Origin of the sequence: Leclercia sp. EC_58, assembly GCF_019584355.1 — a bacterium.
Lineage (GTDB): Bacteria > Pseudomonadota > Gammaproteobacteria > Enterobacterales > Enterobacteriaceae > Enterobacter.
The window spans coordinates 2,937,197-2,958,771 of record NZ_VDAM01000001.1; the positions used below are offsets into that span (position 1 = coordinate 2,937,197).

Here is a 21,575-nt window from a genome sequence, read left to right on the forward strand (position 1 = left end):
CGCACCACGCCTTCAGTAGCGGAGCAGGAAGGACATCTGATGGAAATGGAAGCCACGCAAGCACCTTAAAATCACCATCATACACTAAATCAGTAAGTTGGCAGCATTACCGGCTGCTTAAAGATAATATTAATAGAGGACTTATTTCAACTTGAAAACGCCGGGCATTGCCCGGCGAATCAATTGTCCTTATTTGCCAGAGAACCTTCTCCAGATACTTTGGCAAATGCCAAAAGACAAAGCTAAGAACATAAGACCAGACCAACGTTCTATCCCTTCCGCCATCACCAGCATAGCTATTCCGATACCTGCAAGCGGAATAGCAGCGATAACAAAAAGAATAATGCCACAAATAAATTGGCTTACAGTGGGCTCTTGAGACATGTTAACACCTTTAATGAAGGAAACCGTTGACGCGCAATTTCTTATAGTTTTTATGTAGTTCCATTTAGCACTTGGCTTTTATCATTTGCTGTACTTTCCATAGACGTGAAACGCACATTAAATAAATCTACTCATATATTCAATTCACCAGTTTTGGTGGGGCAACCATTTCGCTCGAGCGCACAACTTCCCATACAAAAAATATGGGAATCCCCATATCGACGGCTAGGGCCTCTCCGGAGGCCTTTTTCGCGCCCGGCGCATAGGTGATTTGCACATGATCGATAATACCGATCGATACAAGAATATTGATCTATGAAATCAATTATTAAATAGACACAGGGCAGCAACAAATTACCAACGGGGCACCCTCTGACGCAGACGAAATACCCTCTGTCGATAGCGACACCTTTGCCATTTCTCTGACGCCAGGCTTTCCGTACAAATATTTACGGTCGACATTTCTGACGTGAGCCTATGTTAAAAATAACGATCAGTTTTTACACGAATTTAGCAATAAAATTTATTTAAATCAATCAGATGAATGGGCATGCGCTTCATGTGCATACTTAAGCCAAACGAACAAAATACTGTTTATGCATACAGTATTTTGTTGTATGGTTTAGGTGCTACAGAAAAAAATGAATTTTTCTTCCGGCGAACCTATTAGGAAATTTACGCCATTTGTTATTTTGGCTCAGTGAAGTGGATTTCTCCCTGCCGGGAGAGGGTATTTGGTGATAGCAAAGAAGGGGGTTGCGTGAGTGATAGCGAGGCATTGCAGAAAGAGTGGTACGACTTGGTTCGTCGTGCCGATGGGAAGATCATGGCGTCGTATCAGTTTGGACAGGAGGACCGCGTTCTGTTCTATCGATGCGGAGAAACCTTCAGTTGCCGACCCATGCAGCCTGATGAGCTCATCGGTGATCTCTCGATGTTTTCTGAGATGCTTTTGAAGGCAGGTTACCGCCCATCATCACTTTCTGATATAGTCTCCTAGTCAGCCTGAACAACTGACAACCTGCTGCGCCACTGGAGAAATACCATGGCGCAAAAACCTTCCAAACAAGCACTTAAACTGGTTCCTTTCGGAGTCAGAGGTTTCTTTTTGCCTGCGCACTTACAGGTGGCAGCATGAAGAAAACCAGCTTTATTCACACTCAGCTCACCACAAAAGAAGTGGACGAACTCGAGGCCCGCTATCGCGCCAATGATGTGCGCACTGTGCGAAGCCTTGATTTCGATCTCATCCACTGGACGCTCACCGCTTATCTGCCGGAGGCAAACAGAGCCCCGCGTCAGGATAAGACCTTCCAGCAAAAGCTCTGGAGGGAAGCGTGAAGACCTACAACATCACCCCGATGGGCAAACCCAGGATGACCAGGGCGGATAAGTGGAAAAAGCGGCCGGAGGTTCTCCGATACCGCGCGTTCTGCGATCTCGTTCGGCTGCTGGGCGTCGAACTGCCGGAAGCAGGCGCACACATTACGTTTATCCTCCCGATGCCCCAGAGCTGGAGCAAGAAGAAGCGCCAGGAGATGGCGGGGAAACCCCACCAGCAGAAGCCCGACAAAGATAACCTTGAGAAAGCCCTGATGGATGCCGTCTATGCGGATGACGCACATATCTGGGATTCTCGCGTGACGAAGCGCTGGGGCGAAGTAGGGCAAATAATCATCGGGGAGATCGCCTGATGCGCGCTTTGCTGAAACCAGTTATCGCCAAGGAGCTGGGTGTTGTGCTGTTGAAGCCCGGCAGCGAGCTGATGCCCATGTTTATTTCAGGACGCGTGCTGGTTGAGAGCCAGCCCGCCAGCATGACCAGCTTTGAGACAGGTCGGGTGCCTGATTTACGCCAGCCGCTGGCGGCTAATCCGGCGCTGCGCCCTTTTTTCCTTCATGAAAAGGTGATCACTGCCGCTGGTGGGCTGAATGGCCTGGAATACTGGTTGCTGCGCCATGGCGGCGGCACCTGCCAGTACCAGCACAGCGATTACCACTATCACGAACTGACCACCATGCGGCACGAGCCCGGTGCGATTCTTCTTTGCGGCCACTGCGACAACCGGCTGCGCGAGCAGTACACCGAGCGCCTAGCGGAGCTGGCGCGTCAGAACGTCATCGACTGGGTGCTGGACACTGCGCGGTCGGCACTGGCGATCGACAAGTCCCGCGAGATATCCCTGCCTGAGTTGTGCTGGTGGGCTGTTCGTGTCGGCGTCACCGATGCGCTGCCTGAATCCGTTGCCCGCGAGGCATTGCGCCTGCCGGCGGAGAAACAAACGTACCGCGAGAGCGAGATAGTACCGTCGGTTCCGGCCACCAGCATCATCGCTGACAAAGCCCGCGCGCTACCTGCAGCACCTGCAGGCGCTCCACCAGCCATTAAGCCTGTCGTGGGCGTACTTGTGGATCCCGAATCCCCGCAGACCTTCATGAAGCGGCCAAAGCGGACCCGCTGGGAGAACGCAAAGTATCTCGCTTGGGTTAAGACGCAGCCCTGCGAGTGCTGCGGCAGGCCGTCAGATGATCCACACCATCTAATCGGCTGGGGGCAGGGAGGCATGGGAACGAAAGCGCACGACAGTCTCGTGATCCCCCTGTGCCGCCGGCACCATACCGAACTACATAACGATCCGGTGAAATTCGAGCGTAAGCACGGTACTCAACCGGAAATGATAATCAGAGTGCTGGACCGGGCCTTTGCGCTCGGCGTTCTGGCTTAAGGAGCAGTACAGGATGACACCACGTCAACGCCGCATTCATATCGAAGGTCTGGGTAAAGCAGCATCTGCACCGCGTAAAAGCTGGCTCGGCAAGTTCACGCCATTAACGGGCGTTTAGTCAGCCTGGATTAAATCCTTGCTGACGGTCTGGGGCGAATGCGCCGGCGGTAAAACCCGCGCGCAATACCGTCTGGAGAATTGCAGCCAGTTTTGGTCTGAGGTCAAGCAATCGGAGTGGTCGGACAGTCAGCTGTCGCGCATAACTGAGGCTCTGGGCCAGGCGAGGGAAGAGGGGTTCCGTGGCGTGCAGGCGGCGTTGCGTGCCCGGGCCATTCTGTGGCCGGTGACTCTGTCAGCGTTAATCGAAGAGAGCGAGCGCCGCGATGATGCTGACTTTATCGAGCAGATCATGCTGAACACTTTCGACCTGCACGACCCGGTGTATCTGGTTGGCCTGCAGTTCTATACCACCCGGAAGAAGATCTCCGACATCACCCGGGAACTGCAGCACGTGGCTCCCTGGCTAACTGACGGCGAAGCGCGTAAGCGCGTGCGCTGGTGCCTAGAAATCTTCCAGGCAAAGGTCTTTTTGACTGTGCGCCGGCAGATGAAAACTCAGCAAAACTGAGAGGCCAATTAAAATATATTTCAATTTATGTTGAAAACGGGCCAGAAAAATGAATAATTCATTCATGCTTGGCAGAGCTGCGCCACGATGGCAGCGACGAAAAGCCTTTATCAAACAAATTACGAAACCTCGCTCCGGCGGGGTTTTTTATTATTAATAAATAGTAAATAATATGTATCTTTTAAGATGCAAGCCACGTACAGTGCGCGGGTGGTGAATCCCCCTCAGCGGTGGGGCGGCTAGGCAAAACGAGTCGGGTTTGTAAACGCGGTTCTGTGGTCTAGCACAGGGTCACCGGGAGGCACCCGGCACCACAACCTCAGTATCATCTCTTGCCAGGGCTACCGATTGGCGGCCTTTTTGTTTTACATGATTCTGGTCTTCATAGTATCGCCGGTCTTTTTCGTTCATACCGAATAAATAAACAGATAAAGTTAGCTTTATCGTAAGAAAGCGATTAGGCTGCGCCTGTGGTGAATCCCCCTAAGCGGTGGGGCGACTAGACTGGGAGGTGAATGACGCGATTCTGTGGTCTAGCATAGAGTCACCGGGAGGCACCCGGCACTACAGTTCCATTACCACAGATTTTAAGGCTGCCGATTGGCGGCCTTTTTGTTTTACATGACCTATGTCAGCAGAGCAGCGTTGGTCTTTTTGTTCATACTGAATAAATATACAGATATAAGTGGCTTTATGGCAGAAAGAAGACTAGGCTGTTCCTGTGATGAATCCCCCTATGCGGCGGGGCGACCAGACATGGCAGGTGTATAGAGCGCGGTTCTGTGGTCTGGCGCAGGATCACCGGGAGGCACCCGGCATCACAAATTCAGTATTAATTATTTCTAAGGCCGACTTTGGACGGCCTTAGAAATAGTGCCATTTTTATTAGCAATGCTATATTTGAATTAGCATTCGATAATGCTCTCACGAAATAACTAGAGTGACCTGGGCAACTGCCCACTATGTATACAACGGCGTTTCTGACCAGCATTCACTGCTGGTCTTTTTTTACCGCCATTAGCTCAACCGGAGAAAGCACGGAGCTTCTACCTCTGTGGTTCGGGGTTCGAATCCTCGATGGCGGACCATTACATCGCTTCACTCATAATTAAGTATTTCTAACACCAGCCTGCAATCAGAATGGTTACTCTCTCTCCTCAGTGAGGGAGGGTGAGGTATGAGAGAAGGTTTTTACTGGATACAGCACGATGGCAGAGTTCAGGTTGCCTACTATACCCATGGAGAAACGGAAGACCTTGAAACGGGTAAGACCGTAACCGGTATCTGGCACCTGACGCAGGGGGATCCCATTTGTGATAATGGTGAAGCAGAACTTCTGGAAGGTCCTCTTACACCATCATGAGATCGTTAGTCGTTTCGGAATTTGATGAAGGTAGTCGTTATTCGAATGCGTTCCCTGTAATTACAATTTAGGCGAATTTGGAATAACGCTCCTATTAACTGGCATCATCGCACTCCTGTAACCAGACTTAGTTTTCTGCTTACGACTGAAAGGAGCGAAATATGCCAATTAACTATGCTGAATGCATCGAGGCCTGCTACAAATGCGCGGCTGCCTGTGATTATTGTGCTGCTTCATGTCTGAAAGAAGAACAAGTGGATATGATGCGTGAGTGCATAAGACTCGATATGCAGTGCGCGAATATTTGTCGGCTCGCAGCGCAATTTATGACCTTTGATAGTGAATTTGCCAAATCGCTATGCCGGGTCTGCGCAGAAGCCTGTCAGAAATGCGGTGAAGAATGTGGGAAGCACGAAGCAGAACATTGTCAGAAATGCTCTGAAGCTTGTCTTCGTTGCGCAGAAGCGTGCCGCTCGATGGCTTAATGGAACTTGCTTCCAGTTTTCTGTTTGAGCATCGACACTTTAGAATTCTGACAAACTTTTGCTATTGTTAAGAGTCAGGTGAATCCCCCTGTGCGGCGGGGCAATCCAGTTAACTGCTAAGTGCAGATATGCTTGCGGCTCGTATAACTGGTAACGAGTCACCGGGAGGTACCCGGCACCTGTCTTATTCTCCATTTCTGAGTTAAATATCGCCTGCTAGTAAAGCAGGCTTTTTTATATGCGCTTCGTTAGTAGTGCTATTATTTAATCGTGAACCAAGCCATAACCATTAACCGGACATCCTGACCGGCCAGTATCGCTGCTCGACACAGCTACTATTTGGATGATGGCGACGTATCACGCCTACCTACTTAAATTTCCAACTCATTTAGGCCTGCGTAAAAGCGGGCCTTTTTTTATTTCAGGTTCCCGGAACCCCCCATCAAGGTCCTGTCGTTAATTCATCCGGAGAGCCTGACCCCTTCCCATACGACACCCGCGAACCAGCGAGGTGAGAGATATGAAAATGAACAACGACCCTCACTCCTGGACGGAGTTAATCGATCTACTACATAGCTGGTGGCGTGGTGAAACACCCATTGGCGCCGTGCTGCTGTCAGTTGTGATGGCAGTGCTAAGAATTGCCTACGGTGGCGGTGGATGGAAAAAGATGCTGCTGGAAGGCCTGATGTGCGGCGCCATGACGTTAACGGCTGTATCCGCTCTGGATTACGTAAACCTTCCTCAATCTCTCTCCATCGCTATCGGCGGAGCGCTGGGCTTTGTCGGCGTCGAACAGGTCCGTTCTGTAGCAAACCGAGTTATCAACGTCCGCTTTGGTGGCGACACCAAGTAAGGAACCCTATGAATCAGGCACAATTTCAGAAGGCGGCTGGGCTAAGCGCCGAATTGGCTGCGCGCTGGTATCCACATATCGACGAGGCAATGAAAGAGTTCGGCATCACCACAGTTAACTATCAGGCCATGTTCATCGCGCAGCTGGGTCACGAATCGGCAGGCTTTACCTCGCTGGTGGAGAGCTTCAACTATTCGGTCGACGGCCTGAAGAAAACGTTCGGTAAGCGCCTGACGCCGTACCAGTGCGAGATGCTGGGCCGGGTTGACGGTAAGCAGACCGCCCACCAGCCGCAGATCGCCAATCTGGTATACGGCGGTCACATGGGCAACATCTTCGAGGGCGACGGCTGGAAGTATCGTGGCCGTGGCTTGCTGCAAATCACCGGGCGGGAGAACTACACGAAATGCGGCACCGCCCTGAAGCTTGATCTGGTGAGCACGCCGGAGTTGTTGGTGCAGGAACGACACGCTGCCCGGTCGGCAGCCTGGTTCTTTGGGTTACGCGGTTGCCTGCTGTATTCCGGCGATATCGTGCGCGTCACGCAGATTATCAACGGCGGGCAGAATGGACTGGCTGATCGCAAGGTGCGTTACAGCCGGGCACAGGCGGCGCTGTCATGAAGCTGCGATACGTTCTGCTGGCGTTGGTGGTCGCTATCTCGGTCACTGGGGCAATCGCCTGGCGTTCTGGCTGGAGTGCGCACGCTGACCATATCAACGCGCTTGCGGCGAAGAAGAAGGATAAAGCCGAGAAGATTATTCAGCCGGTTGAAGAGAAAGCCGCTGCGGCCACGGCTGAAACTACCGTGATTTACCGAACCATTACCCGCGACGTGGTGAAATATGTTCAGTCTCCGGATCGTACTGTGTGCCAGTTTGACGATGCTGCTGTGCAGCTGCGCCAGCGTGCAATCGACGCTGCCAACTCCATCAGCGGATTTGATGCAGGAGCCGTGCAAGGGAAGTAACGCTGGCACCAATAGCGATGAAGACCTGCAGGCTGATATCGAGACAGCGGTGTGCCTGCGCCAGTTGCGCCTCGATAAGTATCGCTGGCAGGCCTGGTATAAAGCAGTGAAATGAACACCCGGCCTCGCATTTGCGGGGCTTTTTTATGAGCAAAAGGAGAAATTAGAATGAGTTTTAAACACGCAATTGGACAGGTTGTTTTTGTAACTATCAGTGGTGAAGAAGGGCATGTTAAGGCTCGTGCAGAGTATAACGCTGGTCCAAATCAGTATCTGATCCACTACCTGGCAGCAGATGGTCGCGCAGTAGATTCATGGTTTGAAGAGGGCGAGTTATCGCCATCCGATTTACAGGCATAAGGCATTACAGCAGGCATTCACTGAGTGCCTGTGATAATGCTAAATTATTCCCTCAAACATAAAAGGGAATACCATGAAAATAGATCATGAATATTTGAAGGGTCTTCTGGAGGCCTTCGAGGCGTCTGGTGAACCGCACACTGATATAAGGAAGCTTCAGGAGGCAGGTTTTGATTACAGCACATATGAATTTTTATTCCATATGCGATTGCTGGATGATCGTAACTTAATTGCCAGAACAGATGGTAAGCATGGGATTGGTTTCTTTGAGGCTGCTGATGATGGCGGATCGTGGGGCGTTCTACCGTTACGTTTAACTGCAAGTGGTCATGATTTCCTTGATGCTCTCAGGAATAAGGAAGTTTGGAACACCGTCAAAACCGGGTTCAAGGATGCAAGCATAGGAACATTGGTTGACGTCTCAAGGCGCCTATTGGATGGCTTTATTCAGAAAAAGATAGACGGTATTCTCGAATAGAACCCAAGCCGCCTCCGTGAAGCGAACCCCGAAAGTTGGACATCCAGCGATTAGGGGTTTTGCGTTTTAGTGAGCTGTGAACCCTCAGTTGAATGGTGGATTATCTTTCGCGCTTAAAGTTTCATGGTGTTAGGATTATCCTTCTTTAAAATAAGGGATATATCAATGAGAAAGACAATTCTAGGCATCATTGCTTTAGGCCTTGTAGGTTGCGCGACAGTTGGTAAAGATTTTTCGGAGGCAGATGTCGCCTCAATCCAAAAAGGGGTCACGACAGAGCAAACTGTTCTGCAGAAGTTTGGTAAGCCAACCTCAATAACCGCCGATTCCGAAGGGAATAAAATCTATGGCTGGACCTACGCTCACGCAACTGCATTCAGCGTAGGGCAGGGCAAATCGCTGGTGGTCAAAGTAAACAAGGATGGCGTGGTGGACTCGTATATCGTGAGCACCACAAAGCCGTAGAATGTATCACCAGGCCTCGCTACAGCGGGGCCTTTAATTAACATCATCATGTGAAGGCACATGCTCATGTCAATTATCCCCTCTGCGCACCCAGCGCACCTAACGTAAGACTCATTTATTTGATCTGCCTTGCAGGCATAACCAGAGGCTAAATATGGCTAAAAACTACTACCAGGACGGCAATACCATGGACTGGCACAACGGGACCACAAAAGATGTGTCATCAGGCCAGCCGGTGATCGTTGGTGCGATTTCTGGTATCGCTCAGCATGACATCCCCGCTGGCAGTGATGGCGTGCTGATGATGACAGGAGTGTTTGTGCTGCCGAAGGTTACAGCTGAGACCTGGCAGCGTGGTGCTCGTCTCTGGCTGACGAAAGATGGCAAGCTGAGCGCCAATGCTAAGGACGGGACGGATGATAACGCCGTGGCTGGTACTGCATGGATCACGACCAATGCCAACGAACCAGAGGGGCGCGTCCGCCTCGGCTTCTGACCCGTGCCACTGGCCTCAGGCAGGCTCTCAAGGTGGTCCAACCCCCTCCTGAATATCATGTAAGTGATAATCATTCTCGATTTGGCGGGTCCTCCCGGAGGGGCGGCCTGCCACGAGGCGGCGGGCACGCGGAAAGCGGCTAGTTTTCGTGATCCAGGGTCATCATCATCATGTGCATAACTGTATGATTTTTATCAGCGCCGTTTTACAATGATGTCGAATCGTTCAAAAAGTGTTCACCATCATGGACCACGAGCTCTCCACCCTGAAGCTGAACATCAATCAGCTGGCAGGGATCACCGGCGTTCATCGCCAGACCGTTGCTGCCAGGCTTAAGCAAGTCGAGCCTGCACTGGGCAGCAACAACAAACTCAAACTCTATCTCATCACCGATGTGCTGACCGAGTTGATGGCGCCCGTCGTCGCGTCCAGCGCCGAAGACATGACGCCCTCGGACAGGCTCGCCCACTGGAAAGCGGAAAACGAGCGGCTCAAATTCGAGCAGGATACCGGCCAGTTAATCCCGGCTGATGAGGTGGCCCGTGAATTTTCTGTCATGGCAAAGGCTGTGGTGCAGGTGCTGGAAACGTTGCCGGACATTCTGGAGCGTGACTGCGCCATGAGCCCCTCGGCTATCAGTCGCGTGCAGAGTGTTATTGGTGACCTTCGCGATCAGATTGCGCAGCGCGTTCTGGACGCAGAACCGGAGGAGGACGAGCCAGAGGAGGACTGATGGCGAAGCGGGCATCTGCCCGGGGGATCCGAAAGGATATCCCTGGAATACTTCGTGCCCCACGCCGCATGCTGGTGGCCGATGCAGTCAGTAAATTTATGCGCGTGCCAATGGGCGCCGGCAACTCCGTTCCCTGGGATCCGAATCTGGCTCCGTATGTACTCGAGCCAATGAACTGCCTGGCGTCTCGCGAGTATGACGCAGTGGTGTTTGTCGGCCCGGCGCGAACGGGGAAGACGATTGGCCTGATTGACGGGTGGGTGGTTTATAACGTGGTCTGCGACCCATCTGACATGCTGATCATTCAGATGACAGAGGAGAAAGCCCGCGAGCATTCGAAGAAACGACTGGATCGCACGTTCCGTTGCAGTCCGGAAGTGGCAACCCGCCTGAGCCCCCGCAGGAACGATAACAACGTTTACGACAGGACTTTCAGGGCAGGTAACTACCTCAAGATAGGCTGGCCGTCGGTCAATATCATGTCCTCGTCGGATTACAAGTGCGTCGCCCTGACAGATTACGATCGCTTCCCGGAGGATATCGACGGGGAAGGTGATGCATTCTCTCTGGCCTCCAAGCGTACAACCACGTTTATGTCGTCCGGCATGACGCTGGTGGAGAGTTCACCAGGCCGGGACATCCGCGATACAAAGTGGCGCCGGAGTTCAGCGCATGAAGCCCCGCCGACAACCGGTATTCTTTCTCTGTACAACCGCGGCGACCGACGCCGCTGGTACTGGCCTTGTCCGCATTGCGGTGAGTATTTCCAGCCTGAGATGACGGCGATGACCGGTTACCGGGAAATCAGCGATCCGGTAAAAGCCAGCGAAGCGGCCTGTATCCATTGCCCTTCCTGCTCCGGGGTGATCACCGCCGACCAGAAACGTTCCCTGAATATGAAAGGTGTCTGGCTGCGTGAGGATCAGCAGATCGACAGCAGCGGAACAATAACGGGCGCCGGACGGCGGTCGCGTATCGCATCGTTCTGGATGGAGGGCCCGGCAGCTGCATATCAGACCTGGGCACAGCTGGTTTACAAACTGCTGACCGCTGAACAGGAGTACGAAGCGACCGGCAGCGAAGAAACGCTGAAGACGGTCATTAACACCGACTGGGGACTCCCGTATCTCCCGCGCTCCAGCATTGAACAACGTAAAGGTGAGGAGCTGCAGCAGCGCGCCGAACCGGTTGAGCGCCGGCGAGTGCCTGCTGGAGTCAACTTCCTGGTGGCGACCGTCGATGTTCAGGGCGGTAAAAACCGGCGATTTGTGGTGCAGGTTGTTGGCTACGGCGCCCACGGCGAGCGTTGGGTGGTTGGCCGGTACAACATCATGCAGTCGATGCGCACCACGCCTGACGGCGAAAGCTACCATATCGATCCTGCCAGCTACCCGGAGGACTGGGATCTTCTGCGTACCGATGTGCTGGACAAAACCTGGGCGCTGGATGGAGAACCGGGCAAGCGAATGAGTTTGCTGGCAATGGCCGTCGACTCCGGCGGTGAAGATGGCGTTACCGACAATGCCTATGAGTTCTGGCGGCGCTGTCGCCGTGACGGTCTGCAGCGCAAAGTCTGGCTGTTCAAGGGTGACAGTCAGGCCAGGGCGAAGCTGATTACCAAAACCTACCCGGATAACACCGGGCGTTCTACCCGGCGCGCGAAGGCAGCCGGTGATGTCCCTCTCTACCTTCTTCAGACAAACGCACTGAAAGACCGGATCAATAACGCGCTGTGGCGCGATGTGCCGGGGCCAAACTACGTGCATTTCCCTGACTGGCTGGGAGGGTGGTTTTACGACGAACTGACCTATGAGGAGCGATCAGCTGATGGGAAATGGACGAAGCCTGGTAAGGGGGCTAACGAAGCGTTTGACCTTATGGTTTACGCACATGCCCTGGTCATTCTTCATGGTTACGAAAAGATTAAGTGGCCTGATGCCCCTGAGTGGGCGTGCCGGGAGAGTTATCTGGTGGTTGAGCCATCGCCAGACGCGCCTGCAGTGGCACCGGTGCCGGTTGCAAAACCGTCAGTATTAGAACCTAAGGCTACGAAACCAGCCCGTGAATCGGCATGGTCATCATCATCAGGAGGCTGGGTGTGAATCTCAATAATATTCAGGACATGGTCAGACGCTATACCGAAGCGGAAATGGCGATCCTGCAGGGCAAGTCCATAACGTTTAATGGTCAGCAGATGACCATGGAGAACCTGAGCGAGATACGGAAAGGCCGTCAGGAGTGGGAAAGAAAAGAGGCTGCTGCTGTGGCTGCCGCAGCCGGCAGGGGTGGCTCCTTTAAACTGGCGAGGTTCCCGCGATGAGCGCCCTGGATAATCTGATAGGCGTCTTTTCACCGGGCTGGAAAGCAGAGCGCCTTAAGTCTCGCCTGATGATCCAGGCATACGAGGCTGTTATTCCTACCCGGACGCACCGGGCAAAACGTGAGAACCGCTCAGCGAATCAGCTGACGCAATTTGGCGGGCGCTCACTGCGCGAGCAGGCCCGGTGGCTCGACTGTAACCACGATCTGGTGATCGGCATCCTTGATAAGCTCGAAGAGCGCATCGTGGGGGCGAAAGGCATCATCGTTGAGCCTCAACCCCTTATGAAAAACGGCGAGATAGCCGCTGACGTTGCCAAGCAGATACGTGCCAAATGGGCGGAATGGTCCGTTTCTCCGGATGTTACCGGCCAGTTTACCCGGCCAGTGCTTGAGCGTCTGATGTGCCGGACCTGGTTACGTGACGGAGAGGTGTTCGCGCAGCTGGTCAGCGGCACAGGTAATGGCCTGGCGCCTGTGGCGGAAATTCCGTTCTGGATTGAGGCACTGGAACCCGACTTTGTGCCGATGGAGCGGACAGAGACGGGGCAAAAGTTATGCCAGGGCATTTACCTCAACGACTGGGGCCGTCCGACCAGATACATGGTCTACAAAAACCTGCCGGCAGAAGGTATGCGCCAGGGTGACACAAAGGATATCCAGGCGGAGAACATGCTTCACCTGAAGTTCATGCGCCGCCTGCATCAAATCCGGGGTAACTCATTGCTTGCCGGGGTGCTGATGCGTCTTTCGGCATTGAAGGAGTACGAGGACGCCGAACTGACCGCTGCCCGCATTGCTGCGGCGCTGGGCATGTTCATCAAGAAAGGCGATGGTCAGTCGTATCCGGAAGACAGCGCGCAGGGCTCCCGGGAGCTGAACATTGAACCCGGCATGCTGTTTGACGATCTCCGTCCCGGTGAAGATATCGGGATGATCAAATCAGACCGACCAAATCCCAACCTCGAAACCTTCCGCAACGGGCAACTCCGTGCTGTGGCCGCCGGTTCGCGCGGCAGCTTCTCAAGCATTGCGCGTAACTACGACGGGACATACAGCGCGCAGCGCCAGGAGCTGGTGGAGTCAACCGAAGGCTATTTCATCCTGCAGGACGCCTTCATCGCGGCGATCACCCGGCCGATGTACCGGGCCTGGCTCAAGATGGCGATCGCTTCTGGCGAGATCACGGTCCCGCCAAATGTGGATAAAGCCACGCTTTACAGCGCCGTGTTCTCCGGCCCCGTTATGCCATGGATTGACCCGGTCAAAGAGGCGAACGCCTGGAAAATTCTGCTCCGTGGTGGTGCGGCAACCGAAAGTGAATGGGTGCGCGCCCGCGGTGCAAATCCGGATGATGTGAAACGCCGCCGTAAGGCGGAAATTGATGAAAACCGTAAACAGGGGCTGGTGTTCGATACAGACCCGGCAAACGACAAAGGAGACACCAGTGTCGAGGAAACAAAACCGGGTAAAGAATCGCCCAAAGGCCCAGGCAAAAAATAGCTGGTTCCGTATGCAGGCCAGTTCGGAAAACGAAGCTGAGATCTATATCTACGACGAGATCGGCTACTGGGGGGTAACGGCGAAGCAGTTCGTCGCAAACCTTAAGGCGCTGGGCGACGTCACCCACATCAAACTGCATATCAACTCCCCTGGTGGCGATGTCTTTGACGGTATCGCCATTTTTAATGCCCTGAAATTCCACGGCGCGGCGATCACCGTTTATATCGACGGTCTGGCTGCCTCAATGGCATCAGTCATCGCCATGGTAGGAAATCCGGTCATCATGCCGGAAAACACCATGATGATGATCCACAAGCCCTGGGGTTTTGCTGGTGGTGACGCTGATGACATGCGCGACTATGCCGACCTGCTCGACAAAGTGGAGTCGGTGCTGATCCCGGCCTACGCGCAAAAGACGGGCAAAAGCCCCGAAGAAATTGCGGCAATGCTGGAGGATGAAACCTGGATGAACGGCAACGAGTGTGTCGAGCTGGGTTTTGCTGACCAGGTGACACCTTCACTGCAGGCAATGGCCTGTATCCATTCGAAACGTATTGAGGAATTTGAAAAGATGCCAAACAGCATTCGTAACATGATCACCCCGCCGCGCAACTCCACCCAGCGCGAACCAGTGAACCCACAGCCGCCAGTTGCTCCTGCAATTAATGAGAGCGAAATTCGCGCTCAGGTTCTGGCAGAGCAAAAAGCCCGTGTGAATGGCATCGGTGATCTCTTTGCCATGTTCGGCAACAAGCACATGGAACTGCAAAACAAGTGCGTTGCTGATCCGGATTGTTCGGTAGCACAGGCAAAAGACCTGCTGCTGGCTGAACTGGGTAAAGCCGCTACGCCTTCCAACAAAACCAACCAGCCACATGTTCACGCCGGGAACGGTAACTTTGTCGGCGACGGGATCCGCCAGGCGCTGATGGCGCGTGCCGGCTATGAAAATGTTGAGCGTGACAACGTCTATAACGGTATGACGCTGCGCGAATACGCCCGCATGTCCCTGACTGAGCGCGGCATCGGGGTGTCCAGTTACAACCCGATGCAGATGGTCGGTTTTGCGCTGACGCACAGCACCTCTGATTTTGGCAATATCCTGCTCGATGTTGCCAACAAGGCACTGCTGCAGGGCTGGGAAGAAGCGGCAGAGACCTTTGAGCTCTGGACCAAAAAAGGCCAGCTGTCCGACTTTAAAACGGCGCATCGCGTCGGCATGGGCGGCTTCCCGTCCCTGCGTCAGGTGCGAGAGGGGGCGGAGTATAAGTACATCACCACGCAGGATAAGGGTGAAACCATCGCGCTTGCCACTTACGGCGAGATCTTCTCCATTACCCGTCAGGCCATCATCAACGATGATCTGAACCAGCTGACTGACGTTCCGATGAAGATGGGTCGCGCTGCAAAAGCAACAATCGGTGACCTGGTCTATGCCGTGCTGACCGGTAACGGAAAACTGTCAGATGGTAAGGCGCTCTTCCATGCTGACCATGCCAACCTGTCATCTGGCGCCATCAGCGTAGACAGCCTTGATAAGGCACGCCAGAACATGCGCAAGCAGAAAGAGGGTGAGCGCGCCCTGAACATTCGCCCGGCCTACATGCTGGTTCCGGTGGGTCTGGAAACATTAGCCAGCCAGACCATTAAGTCAGCAAGCGTGAAAGGGGCTGATATCAATGCCGGCGTTGTGAACCCGCTGCAGAACTTTGCTGAAGTGATCGCAGAAGCGCGTCTCGATGATGCCGACCCGGCGGCCTGGTATCTGGCTGCTGCACAGGGCACTGATACCATCGAAGTGGCGTACCTCAATGGCATTGATGCCCCGTACATCGACCAGCAGGAAGGTTTCACCACTGACGGTGTTGCGACGAAAGTTCGCATCGATGCTGGTGTGGCGCCGCTGGATTATCGCGGTCTGGCTAAATCATCCGGTAAGTAATCACCCCGACATTGAACCGGCCCGTAAGGGCTTTTTTTATATCTGCAACATGGCCCCGGCAGGGGCCATACGGAGAGCTCATGAAGAATTTCGTACAGGATGGTCACACTATCGATTTGACCAACTCGGGGTCGGCGGTGATCGCCAGTGGCACGCCGGTTGCCGTGGGGGATGTTCTGGCGATCGCTATCGCTGATATTGCCGTCGGCGAAACTGGTACGGGCCTCACCAGTGGCGTCGTTCAGTTGCCGAAGCTGGCGGCGGATGATATCGCCCAGGGCAAGACCGTGTACTTCAAAAGCGGGAAAGTACAACTGGAGGCCACCGGCGCGACACCGGCCGGGAAAGCCTGGCAGGCTGCCGGTGCGAACGCCGCCGCCGTACTGGTTAAGCTTAATGGCTAATCCCTTCGACGCGATGGTGGCCCGTATGGACGCGGCCACCGTCAATCTGATGGCGGATAAAGTCACGATCAACGGGGTCATTTTTGATGCTGTAGAAAGCCAGTTTGTCGCAGAAATGGGGCCGCTGGTGGGGGATGGCCTGTCATTGGTGGTGTTCTCCCCGGCAGTGTCGCCACACAAAGGCGATGTCATTCACTGGAAGGGCCAGGACTACACCGTTACCCGCAAGCAGTTGTTCAACGGTAAGCCACAGATCTGGATTGAGTAATGGAGGCTCTATGTCCATTAAAGGGCTCGAACAGGCGATCGCTAACCTGGAAAGCATCAGCAAAACCGCTGTGCCACGTGCATCCTCTCAGGCGGTGAACCGTGTGGCCACCCGTGCCATCTCCCGCAGCACCCGTCAGGTTGCGAAGGAAACCCGGGTGCAGCGAAAACTCGTCAATCAGCGTGCACGCCTAAAGAAAGCCACGGTACGTAAACCGCAGGCCACTATTCGGGTCAACCGGGGCAACCTCCCGGCGATCAAGGTGGGCGTGGCCAGCGTGCGTCTTTCCCGGCGAAAACGTGACAAGGCCGGTGTCCGAAGCGTTCTGGTCATCGGGCGGTTTCGCTTCCCGGGCGGATTCATTCAGCAGCTCAAAAACGGGCGCTGGCATGTCCTGCGGAGAACCACCAAAAGCCGCTACCCGCTCGAGGTGGTGAGCATTCCTCTGGCAGCGCCACTGACTGAGGCCTTTAAGCAGGAAAGCACCCGCCTGACTGCCACCGATCTTCCAAAAGAACTCTCAGCGGCTTTACGCAATCAACTGAGGATAATTCTGATCAAATGAAACATCCCCTGATCCGCCAGGCGGTGCTGGATGCCCTGAAAGCGGGCGTTACTGACCCTGTCACGTGGTCTGACGGCCGTCCCGCTGTACTTGAGTCCGAAGATCTCCCGGCTGTCGCCGTCTATATCACTGACGCGCAGTCCACGGAGGAATCCATCGACGAAGATATCTGGCGCGCCACGCTTCATATCGAGGTGTTCCTGAAAGCGAGCGAAACGGATACCGCGCTCGATACCTGGATGGAAAGCAAAATCTATCCCCAGCTCAATGCACTCCCCGGCCTTACCCCCTTAATCGAAACCATGTCTGCTCAGGGCTATGACTATCAGCGAGATGATGAAATGGCGACGTGGGGATCGGCCGATCTCAAATACTCAATTTCATACGTAATGTGAGGTAATCATGCCAACACCAAGCCCGCTTGAACCCGTAAAAGGGGCAGGCACAACGTTCTGGCTCTACACAGGTACAGGCGATCCCTATGCCAATCCGGCCAGTGACACTGACTGGACCCGCACGGCCAAAATCAAAGACCTGACACCAGGTGAACTGACCGCAGAGTCCTATGACGACACCTACCTTGACGATCCGAACGCAGACTGGGCCAACACAGCGCAGGGCGAGAAGTCAGCCGGTGAGGCCAGTTTCACCCTGGCGTGGAAACCTGGTGAAAGCGGTCAGCAATCGCTGGTGGACTGGTTCTACAGCGGCGATGTACGCGCCTACAAAATTAAATACCCGAACGGGACGATCGACGTCTTTAAAGGCTGGGTCAGCAGCCTCGGTAAAACTATCCCGGCGAAGGAGGTCATCACCCGTAGCGTGAAGATCAGCAACAACGGCAAGCCATCGCTGGCGGAGGAAACCCGCGCTGCTGTCGTGCCGGTGACCGGGGTGTCGCTTGATAAAGCAACCCTGACTGTTGCCGCCGGCGCGTCTGACACCGTTAACGTCACTGTCAATCCTGCTGGCGCTACAGACAAATCTTTCCGCGTTGCCTCCTCTGATCCGGCGAAAGCAACAGTTACCGCCAACGGCGATGTCCTGACTATCACCGGCGTAGCCACAGGATCTGCTGAAATTATTGTGATGTCCAACGATGGGCTGAAGGTCGCGATCTGCAAAGTCACCGTTTCCTGATCGGCGGGGCGCTGGCCCCGTCATTTTTCTGGAGTATTCCATGAGTTTTCTGAAATCTGAGCCTTTCACCTATAACAGCAGCACTATTCAGTTGTTTGAGTTATCAGGCCTGCAACGTATTGAGCATCTGCAGTACCTGGCGAAGGAAGATAAATCGTTACCGAAAGATGAAGGTGATGAGGATTATCTTACGTCCCGGGTAAGCAGCAATCTCCGTGTTGGCGCGCGTCTGATCGCCATGTCGCTCTGGCAGGGTGATACCTCAAAAGATATCGATTCACTGCATCATGAGGTGCTGTCCGGCTGGCCGCCGGGAATGATTGGTGCTGGCGAGCTCTTTGTAAAAACGCTGTCTGACATGATCCCGGTGCCGGAGCCCGTGCCGGAACCGGAACCGGCGAACGAGGTTAAAAACGCAGACGCAGTGGCGGAAGACGAGCCCATCTGTGCGGAAAAGCCCTAGCCGGTGAGCTGAGCTTTGTGATGAAGCTGGCGCGGGAGTTCCGGCGCCCGGACTGGCGCGTCATGCTTGCCGGCATGTCATCAAGTGAGCTGGCGGAATGGGGGCGCTACTATCAAAAGCAATATTTTGAAGGCGATCTCCTGGATACCCACTTCTCCCGCCTCAGCCATCTTATTGTTTCAATGCTGTGTACAAAAACCGAATTAACGCCACGTGACTTCAGCCTGCTAAACCCACCAGAGCAGGAAGATTTGCCGATGGATGATGATGTAATGATGTCTGTGGCGGAAAGCCTGGGAGGAGTGCGCTATGGCCCAGTCAGTGGGTGATCTGGTCGTTAATCTTGACGTTGATTCGGCTAAATTTAAAGAGCAAATCGCCTATGTCAAAAAGGAACTCAAGCAGACAGGTGGCGCTGCAAACGATGAAGCACTGCTGATACAGCAGTCTTTTTCACGCCAGGAAAATGCTGCTCGTAAAGCGGGCATATCGCTTGGGCAGTATAACGCTGCAATGCGCATGCTTCCTGCGCAATTTACTGATATCGCCACCCAACTGGCAGGCGGGCAAAGTCCCTGGCTTATCCTTCTGCAGCAAGGTGGACAGGTTAAAGATTCCTTTGGCGGTATCATTCCAACGTTCCGTGCGCTCCTTGGAACAATCTCGCCGCTTATGCTCGGTGTTGGGGCGCTATCTGCTGGCACTGCGGCGCTGATGTATTCGTATTATCAGGGCTCAAGCACACTCTCTGAATTTAATAAAACGCTGACATTGACCGGCAATACAGCTGGCCTAACAGCAGTTCGTATGCAGACCATTTCGGCTGCCGGGGAGAAGGCGGGCCTTACATTTAACCAGACCAGCCAAGCACTGACCGCGCTTGTTAATGCAGGCGTTCGCGCGGGGGCTAACTTCGAAGAGCTTGCGATCTCGGTTGCGAAATTCACCGATGCATCCGGTCTGCCGGTCGATAAGGTGGCTGAAGCCTTTGGTCGTATGGTTAACGATCCGGCATCAGGACTGCTGGCGATGGCGCAGCAGTTTCACAATGTCACCGCTGAGCAGGTTGAATATGTCGCGGCTCTGCAGCGCTCAGGAAACGAGGCAGGCGCACTCCAGGCGGCAAACGAGGCCGCGACCGCCGGATTCAACAAGCAGACTGCCAGCATTCGCGACAACATGAGCACGATCGAATCCGCCGCCGATTCCCTTAAAAATGCGTTTAAATCCATGTGGGATGCGGCGCTGGATATCGGCAGACCGGATACCTCTCAGGAAATGCTGAGTAAGGCAGAGGCGGCCTTTAAGCGGGCGGATGAAATCTGGAATTTGCGAAAGGGTGATCGCTATGTCAACGATGACGCGCGTGCCCGCTTCTGGAACGACCGGGAGACCGCCCGCCAGGCGCTGGATATGGCTCAGCAACAGGCCCGCAATTCTCAACTCGCCCAGGAAAGCGCCAGTCGTGAGGCAGGACTGGAAGCCGATCGCCTCAAGTACGCGCAACAGGCCCAGGCGAATTACAGTAAATCGCAGACGGCTCTGGAGAAGTACACCGATCGCCAGAACGAACTGAACAAGGCGCTGAAAGAGGGGCGGATCCTCCAGGCTGATTACAACATCAACCTGGCGGCTGCGAAAAAGGAATACGATGATTCGCTGAAGAAGCCGGCGAAAATCACGACGCCGGGCGGCGCAAAACTTACCGACAGTACCAGTGCCCAGACTCTGGAGTTGCAAACTCAGCTGGAGGTATTGCGGCAGCACTCCGGAATCAATGACAAGATCAGTCAGCAGCGCCAGCAACTGTGGAAAGATCAGGCCAGATTTACGGTTCTCGAACAAGCTGCGAAAACGCGAACTCTGACTGATGATGAAAAATCTGTACTCGCCAGCAAAGATAAAGTCCTCGCGCAGGCAGAAATTAATGCAAAACTTGGCGATCAGATCGTCATACAGGAGCGTCTAAACCGCCTTCAGGACACATCGCAGAAATATGTGACCCAGATGGGTGAGAAAACCCGCGCGCTGGCCGATAGTGCTGGCATGAGCAGTCGACAGGCACAGCGTCGTCTTGAAGAAGCTCAGCTCCTGCAGGGCTGGAAAAATGCAGGGGGAAATGAGAGCGATAAAGGTTACCAGAATGAGTTGACCGCGCTCAGGAATTACTACGGTCAGCAGGATGCGATCAGGCAGAACTGGCAGGCTGGTGCCTTAACATCCATGGCGAATTTTGCCGATGAAGCCTCTAACTATAATCAGATAGCGGCAAATTCAGCATCGACGTTGCTGAACCAAACCACTAATTCTATGGCTGATGCTTTCACCGGAATTATCAACCAGACTCAATCCGTTGGGGATGCCTTCAGCAACATGTTTGCTGGCATGGGTGAGGCGGTAATTCAGACCCTAACGCAAATGGCGGCTCAGTGGTTGGTTTATCAGGCCGTTCAACTGATGGTAGGAAAAGGCACGCAGGCATCCGCTGCGGCAGCCATGACAAGCAATGCCACGGCCAGTGCATTAATGGCCCAATTAAACGCCTACGCTTCTACTGCGGCGATCCCTATTGTTGGACCCGCCCTCGCTCCCGGCGCGATGGCCGCGGCGGCGGCAGTAACATCGCCAATGGTTGCGGCAATATCAGCTGCCTCTCTGATGGGTATGGCTCACGATGGTCTTGATAAGGTTCCAGCGACGGGGACCTGGTTGCTTCAGCAAGGAGAGCGAGTCGTTAAATCCAATACCTCAGCAAAATTGGATGCGACTCTTACTGATATTCAAAAACAACGTGAAAATAACGCAATGCAGGGTCAATTCAATTATTCGCCAACCATTCAGGTTAATGGTGATCCTGATGCACGGACAATTGCAATGATGGAAGCGGCTGTGAAACGCGGGGCGACCCAGGGCTTTAGGTTTTGTACGAAAAGTCGTTGTGGCTAAAATTGCCGCCATGACCGGTTGGAGGCCCGTATGGCAAGGCGTTACGAACTTTCTGATGCGTCATGGGAGCTGATCAAGGATT

The 21,575-nt window shown here is 53.9% G+C and carries 27 protein-coding genes, 1 tRNA gene and 1 pseudogene; 28 read left to right on the forward strand and 1 reads right to left on the reverse strand.

From position 1 onward, the window contains the following. Positions 1 to 189: 189 nt before the first annotated feature. Positions 190 to 384: a hypothetical protein gene (locus tag FHC51_RS14385; protein WP_139156339.1), complete on the reverse strand. Its 195-nt coding sequence runs from the start codon at positions 382 to 384 to the stop codon at positions 190 to 192. A gap of 760 nt (positions 385 to 1,144) precedes the next feature. Here FHC51_RS14385 and FHC51_RS14390 point away from each other — a divergent pair. The 28 genes and pseudogenes from FHC51_RS14390 (at position 1,145) to FHC51_RS14520 (ending at position 21,493) form a co-directional block, all read left to right on the forward strand. After that, the gene (locus FHC51_RS14390; protein ID WP_220435843.1) at positions 1,145 to 1,384 is read left to right on the forward strand and encodes a hypothetical protein; all 240 of its coding nucleotides are present in this window, start codon (positions 1,145 to 1,147) and stop codon (positions 1,382 to 1,384) included. Positions 1,385 to 1,518: 134 nt separating this feature from the next. Next, positions 1,519 to 1,725, forward strand: coding sequence for a hypothetical protein (locus FHC51_RS14395; protein WP_032651386.1), 207 nt, complete (start codon positions 1,519 to 1,521; stop codon positions 1,723 to 1,725). Next, entirely contained in the window at positions 1,722 to 2,078 is a 357-nt protein-coding gene (locus FHC51_RS14400) for a RusA family crossover junction endodeoxyribonuclease (protein WP_220435844.1), read from the forward strand. The genes FHC51_RS14395 and FHC51_RS14400 overlap by 4 nt, the downstream gene beginning before the upstream one ends. Continuing rightward, a complete protein-coding gene (locus FHC51_RS14405; RefSeq protein WP_220435845.1) occupies positions 2,078 to 3,109 on the forward strand; it encodes a DUF968 domain-containing protein in 1,032 nt (343 codons plus the stop codon). Before FHC51_RS14400 ends, FHC51_RS14405 begins: the two co-directional genes overlap by 1 nt. Positions 3,110 to 3,122: 13 nt before the next feature. After that, positions 3,123 to 3,737: pseudogene (locus FHC51_RS14410) on the forward strand (hypothetical protein). A 1,011-nt stretch (positions 3,738 to 4,748) separates the two neighbouring features. Beyond that, positions 4,749 to 4,825, forward strand: a tRNA-Arg gene (locus FHC51_RS14415). 89 nt (positions 4,826 to 4,914) lie between these two features. Then, complete coding sequence (locus tag FHC51_RS22955) at positions 4,915 to 5,100, forward strand: hypothetical protein (RefSeq protein ID WP_255584865.1); 186 nt, start codon at positions 4,915 to 4,917, stop codon at positions 5,098 to 5,100. A gap of 161 nt (positions 5,101 to 5,261) precedes the next feature. Continuing rightward, a complete protein-coding gene (locus FHC51_RS14420; RefSeq protein ID WP_220435846.1) occupies positions 5,262 to 5,585 on the forward strand; it encodes a four-helix bundle copper-binding protein in 324 nt (107 codons plus the stop codon). 520 nt (positions 5,586 to 6,105) lie between these two features. Continuing rightward, positions 6,106 to 6,441 carry a phage holin, lambda family gene (locus tag FHC51_RS14425; protein WP_039028981.1) on the forward strand — a complete coding sequence of 112 codons (336 nt, stop codon included), beginning with the start codon at positions 6,106 to 6,108 and terminating at the stop codon, positions 6,439 to 6,441. Positions 6,442 to 6,449: 8 nt separating this feature from the next. After that, entirely contained in the window at positions 6,450 to 7,064 is a 615-nt protein-coding gene (locus FHC51_RS14430) for a glycoside hydrolase family 19 protein (RefSeq protein ID WP_220435847.1), read from the forward strand. Further along, positions 7,061 to 7,411: a hypothetical protein gene (locus tag FHC51_RS14435; RefSeq protein ID WP_220435848.1), complete on the forward strand. Its 351-nt coding sequence runs from the start codon at positions 7,061 to 7,063 to the stop codon at positions 7,409 to 7,411. Before FHC51_RS14430 ends, FHC51_RS14435 begins: the two co-directional genes overlap by 4 nt. A gap of 168 nt (positions 7,412 to 7,579) precedes the next feature. Further along, complete coding sequence (locus FHC51_RS14440) at positions 7,580 to 7,771, forward strand: hypothetical protein (RefSeq protein WP_220435849.1); 192 nt, start codon at positions 7,580 to 7,582, stop codon at positions 7,769 to 7,771. A gap of 73 nt (positions 7,772 to 7,844) precedes the next feature. Next, positions 7,845 to 8,249, forward strand: coding sequence for a DUF2513 domain-containing protein (locus FHC51_RS14445; RefSeq protein WP_220435850.1), 405 nt, complete (start codon positions 7,845 to 7,847; stop codon positions 8,247 to 8,249). 165 nt (positions 8,250 to 8,414) lie between these two features. After that, positions 8,415 to 8,714, forward strand: a complete 300-nt coding sequence (locus FHC51_RS14450; RefSeq protein WP_089640306.1) for a hypothetical protein — start codon at positions 8,415 to 8,417, stop codon at positions 8,712 to 8,714. Positions 8,715 to 8,868: 154 nt separating this feature from the next. Next, on the forward strand, positions 8,869 to 9,210 hold the full coding sequence (locus FHC51_RS14455) for a DUF2190 family protein (protein ID WP_220435851.1): 342 nt from the start codon (positions 8,869 to 8,871) through the stop codon (positions 9,208 to 9,210). Positions 9,211 to 9,454: 244 nt separating this feature from the next. After that, positions 9,455 to 9,943, forward strand: coding sequence for a DUF1441 family protein (locus tag FHC51_RS14460; RefSeq protein WP_220435852.1), 489 nt, complete (start codon positions 9,455 to 9,457; stop codon positions 9,941 to 9,943). Further along, on the forward strand, positions 9,943 to 12,045 hold the full coding sequence (locus FHC51_RS14465; protein ID WP_220435853.1) for a phage terminase large subunit family protein: 2,103 nt from the start codon (positions 9,943 to 9,945) through the stop codon (positions 12,043 to 12,045). The genes FHC51_RS14460 and FHC51_RS14465 overlap by 1 nt, the downstream gene beginning before the upstream one ends. Continuing rightward, positions 12,042 to 12,263, forward strand: coding sequence for a hypothetical protein (locus tag FHC51_RS14470; RefSeq protein ID WP_220435854.1), 222 nt, complete (start codon positions 12,042 to 12,044; stop codon positions 12,261 to 12,263). The genes FHC51_RS14465 and FHC51_RS14470 overlap by 4 nt, the downstream gene beginning before the upstream one ends. Next, positions 12,260 to 13,765 (forward strand): phage portal protein, encoded by a 1,506-nt coding sequence (locus FHC51_RS14475; RefSeq protein ID WP_220435855.1) that lies wholly within the window; start codon positions 12,260 to 12,262, stop codon positions 13,763 to 13,765. The genes FHC51_RS14470 and FHC51_RS14475 overlap by 4 nt, the downstream gene beginning before the upstream one ends. Positions 13,766 to 13,775: 10 nt before the next feature. Beyond that, entirely contained in the window at positions 13,776 to 15,707 is a 1,932-nt protein-coding gene (locus tag FHC51_RS14480; protein WP_255585053.1) for a ClpP-like prohead protease/major capsid protein fusion protein, read from the forward strand. Positions 15,708 to 15,787: 80 nt separating this feature from the next. Continuing rightward, on the forward strand, positions 15,788 to 16,111 hold the full coding sequence (locus tag FHC51_RS14485; RefSeq protein ID WP_059360630.1) for a DUF2190 family protein: 324 nt from the start codon (positions 15,788 to 15,790) through the stop codon (positions 16,109 to 16,111). Continuing rightward, complete coding sequence (locus FHC51_RS14490; RefSeq protein WP_220435857.1) at positions 16,104 to 16,379, forward strand: ATP-binding protein; 276 nt, start codon at positions 16,104 to 16,106, stop codon at positions 16,377 to 16,379. The genes FHC51_RS14485 and FHC51_RS14490 overlap by 8 nt, the downstream gene beginning before the upstream one ends. A gap of 10 nt (positions 16,380 to 16,389) precedes the next feature. After that, positions 16,390 to 16,944: a phage tail protein gene (locus FHC51_RS14495; RefSeq protein WP_220435858.1), complete on the forward strand. Its 555-nt coding sequence runs from the start codon at positions 16,390 to 16,392 to the stop codon at positions 16,942 to 16,944. Beyond that, positions 16,941 to 17,339, forward strand: coding sequence for a phage tail terminator protein (gene gpU / locus FHC51_RS14500; RefSeq protein WP_103179162.1), 399 nt, complete (start codon positions 16,941 to 16,943; stop codon positions 17,337 to 17,339). The genes FHC51_RS14495 and gpU overlap by 4 nt, the downstream gene beginning before the upstream one ends. Before the next feature lie 7 nt (positions 17,340 to 17,346). Then, a complete protein-coding gene (locus FHC51_RS14505) occupies positions 17,347 to 18,084 on the forward strand; it encodes a phage tail protein (protein ID WP_220435859.1) in 738 nt (245 codons plus the stop codon). 40 nt (positions 18,085 to 18,124) lie between these two features. After that, positions 18,125 to 18,547 carry a phage tail assembly chaperone G gene (gene gpG, locus FHC51_RS14510; protein WP_220435860.1) on the forward strand — a complete coding sequence of 141 codons (423 nt, stop codon included), beginning with the start codon at positions 18,125 to 18,127 and terminating at the stop codon, positions 18,545 to 18,547. Between the two features lie 20 nt (positions 18,548 to 18,567). After that, positions 18,568 to 18,876 (forward strand): phage tail assembly protein T, encoded by a 309-nt coding sequence (locus tag FHC51_RS14515; protein ID WP_220436697.1) that lies wholly within the window; start codon positions 18,568 to 18,570, stop codon positions 18,874 to 18,876. Continuing rightward, entirely contained in the window at positions 18,857 to 21,493 is a 2,637-nt protein-coding gene (locus FHC51_RS14520) for a phage tail tape measure protein (RefSeq protein ID WP_220435861.1), read from the forward strand. The genes FHC51_RS14515 and FHC51_RS14520 overlap by 20 nt, the downstream gene beginning before the upstream one ends. The last annotated feature ends 82 nt before the right edge of the window (positions 21,494 to 21,575 follow it).

Bases quoted from the DNA above. Each gene is read 5' to 3' on its own strand.
- FHC51_RS14495 (WP_220435858.1), top strand. From the start codon at position 16,390: ATGTCCATTAAAGGGCTCGAACAGGCGATCGCTAACCTGGAAAGCATC.
- FHC51_RS14450 (WP_089640306.1), top strand. From the start codon at position 8,415: ATGAGAAAGACAATTCTAGGCATCATTGCTTTAGGCCTTGTAGGTTGC.
- gpU (WP_103179162.1), top strand. From the start codon at position 16,941: ATGAAACATCCCCTGATCCGCCAGGCGGTGCTGGATGCCCTGAAAGCG.
- FHC51_RS14490 (WP_220435857.1), top strand. From the start codon at position 16,104: ATGGCTAATCCCTTCGACGCGATGGTGGCCCGTATGGACGCGGCCACC.
- FHC51_RS14455 (WP_220435851.1), top strand. From the start codon at position 8,869: ATGGCTAAAAACTACTACCAGGACGGCAATACCATGGACTGGCACAAC.
- gpG (WP_220435860.1), top strand. From the start codon at position 18,125: ATGAGTTTTCTGAAATCTGAGCCTTTCACCTATAACAGCAGCACTATT.
- FHC51_RS14395 (WP_032651386.1), top strand. From the start codon at position 1,519: ATGAAGAAAACCAGCTTTATTCACACTCAGCTCACCACAAAAGAAGTG.
- FHC51_RS22955 (WP_255584865.1), top strand. From the start codon at position 4,915: ATGAGAGAAGGTTTTTACTGGATACAGCACGATGGCAGAGTTCAGGTT.
- FHC51_RS14505 (WP_220435859.1), top strand. From the start codon at position 17,347: ATGCCAACACCAAGCCCGCTTGAACCCGTAAAAGGGGCAGGCACAACG.
- FHC51_RS14445 (WP_220435850.1), top strand. From the start codon at position 7,845: ATGAAAATAGATCATGAATATTTGAAGGGTCTTCTGGAGGCCTTCGAG.
- FHC51_RS14460 (WP_220435852.1), top strand. From the start codon at position 9,455: ATGGACCACGAGCTCTCCACCCTGAAGCTGAACATCAATCAGCTGGCA.
- FHC51_RS14515 (WP_220436697.1), top strand. From the start codon at position 18,568: ATGAAGCTGGCGCGGGAGTTCCGGCGCCCGGACTGGCGCGTCATGCTT.
- FHC51_RS14520 (WP_220435861.1), top strand. From the start codon at position 18,857: ATGGCCCAGTCAGTGGGTGATCTGGTCGTTAATCTTGACGTTGATTCG.
- FHC51_RS14430 (WP_220435847.1), top strand. From the start codon at position 6,450: ATGAATCAGGCACAATTTCAGAAGGCGGCTGGGCTAAGCGCCGAATTG.
- FHC51_RS14420 (WP_220435846.1), top strand. From the start codon at position 5,262: ATGCCAATTAACTATGCTGAATGCATCGAGGCCTGCTACAAATGCGCG.
- FHC51_RS14425 (WP_039028981.1), top strand. From the start codon at position 6,106: ATGAAAATGAACAACGACCCTCACTCCTGGACGGAGTTAATCGATCTA.
- FHC51_RS14440 (WP_220435849.1), top strand. From the start codon at position 7,580: ATGAGTTTTAAACACGCAATTGGACAGGTTGTTTTTGTAACTATCAGT.
- FHC51_RS14485 (WP_059360630.1), top strand. From the start codon at position 15,788: ATGAAGAATTTCGTACAGGATGGTCACACTATCGATTTGACCAACTCG.
- FHC51_RS14385 (WP_139156339.1), bottom strand. From the start codon at position 384: ATGTCTCAAGAGCCCACTGTAAGCCAATTTATTTGTGGCATTATTCTT.
- FHC51_RS14480 (WP_255585053.1), top strand. From the start codon at position 13,776: ATGCAGGCCAGTTCGGAAAACGAAGCTGAGATCTATATCTACGACGAG.
- FHC51_RS14405 (WP_220435845.1), top strand. From the start codon at position 2,078: ATGCGCGCTTTGCTGAAACCAGTTATCGCCAAGGAGCTGGGTGTTGTG.
- FHC51_RS14475 (WP_220435855.1), top strand. From the start codon at position 12,260: ATGAGCGCCCTGGATAATCTGATAGGCGTCTTTTCACCGGGCTGGAAA.
- FHC51_RS14435 (WP_220435848.1), top strand. From the start codon at position 7,061: ATGAAGCTGCGATACGTTCTGCTGGCGTTGGTGGTCGCTATCTCGGTC.
- FHC51_RS14465 (WP_220435853.1), top strand. From the start codon at position 9,943: ATGGCGAAGCGGGCATCTGCCCGGGGGATCCGAAAGGATATCCCTGGA.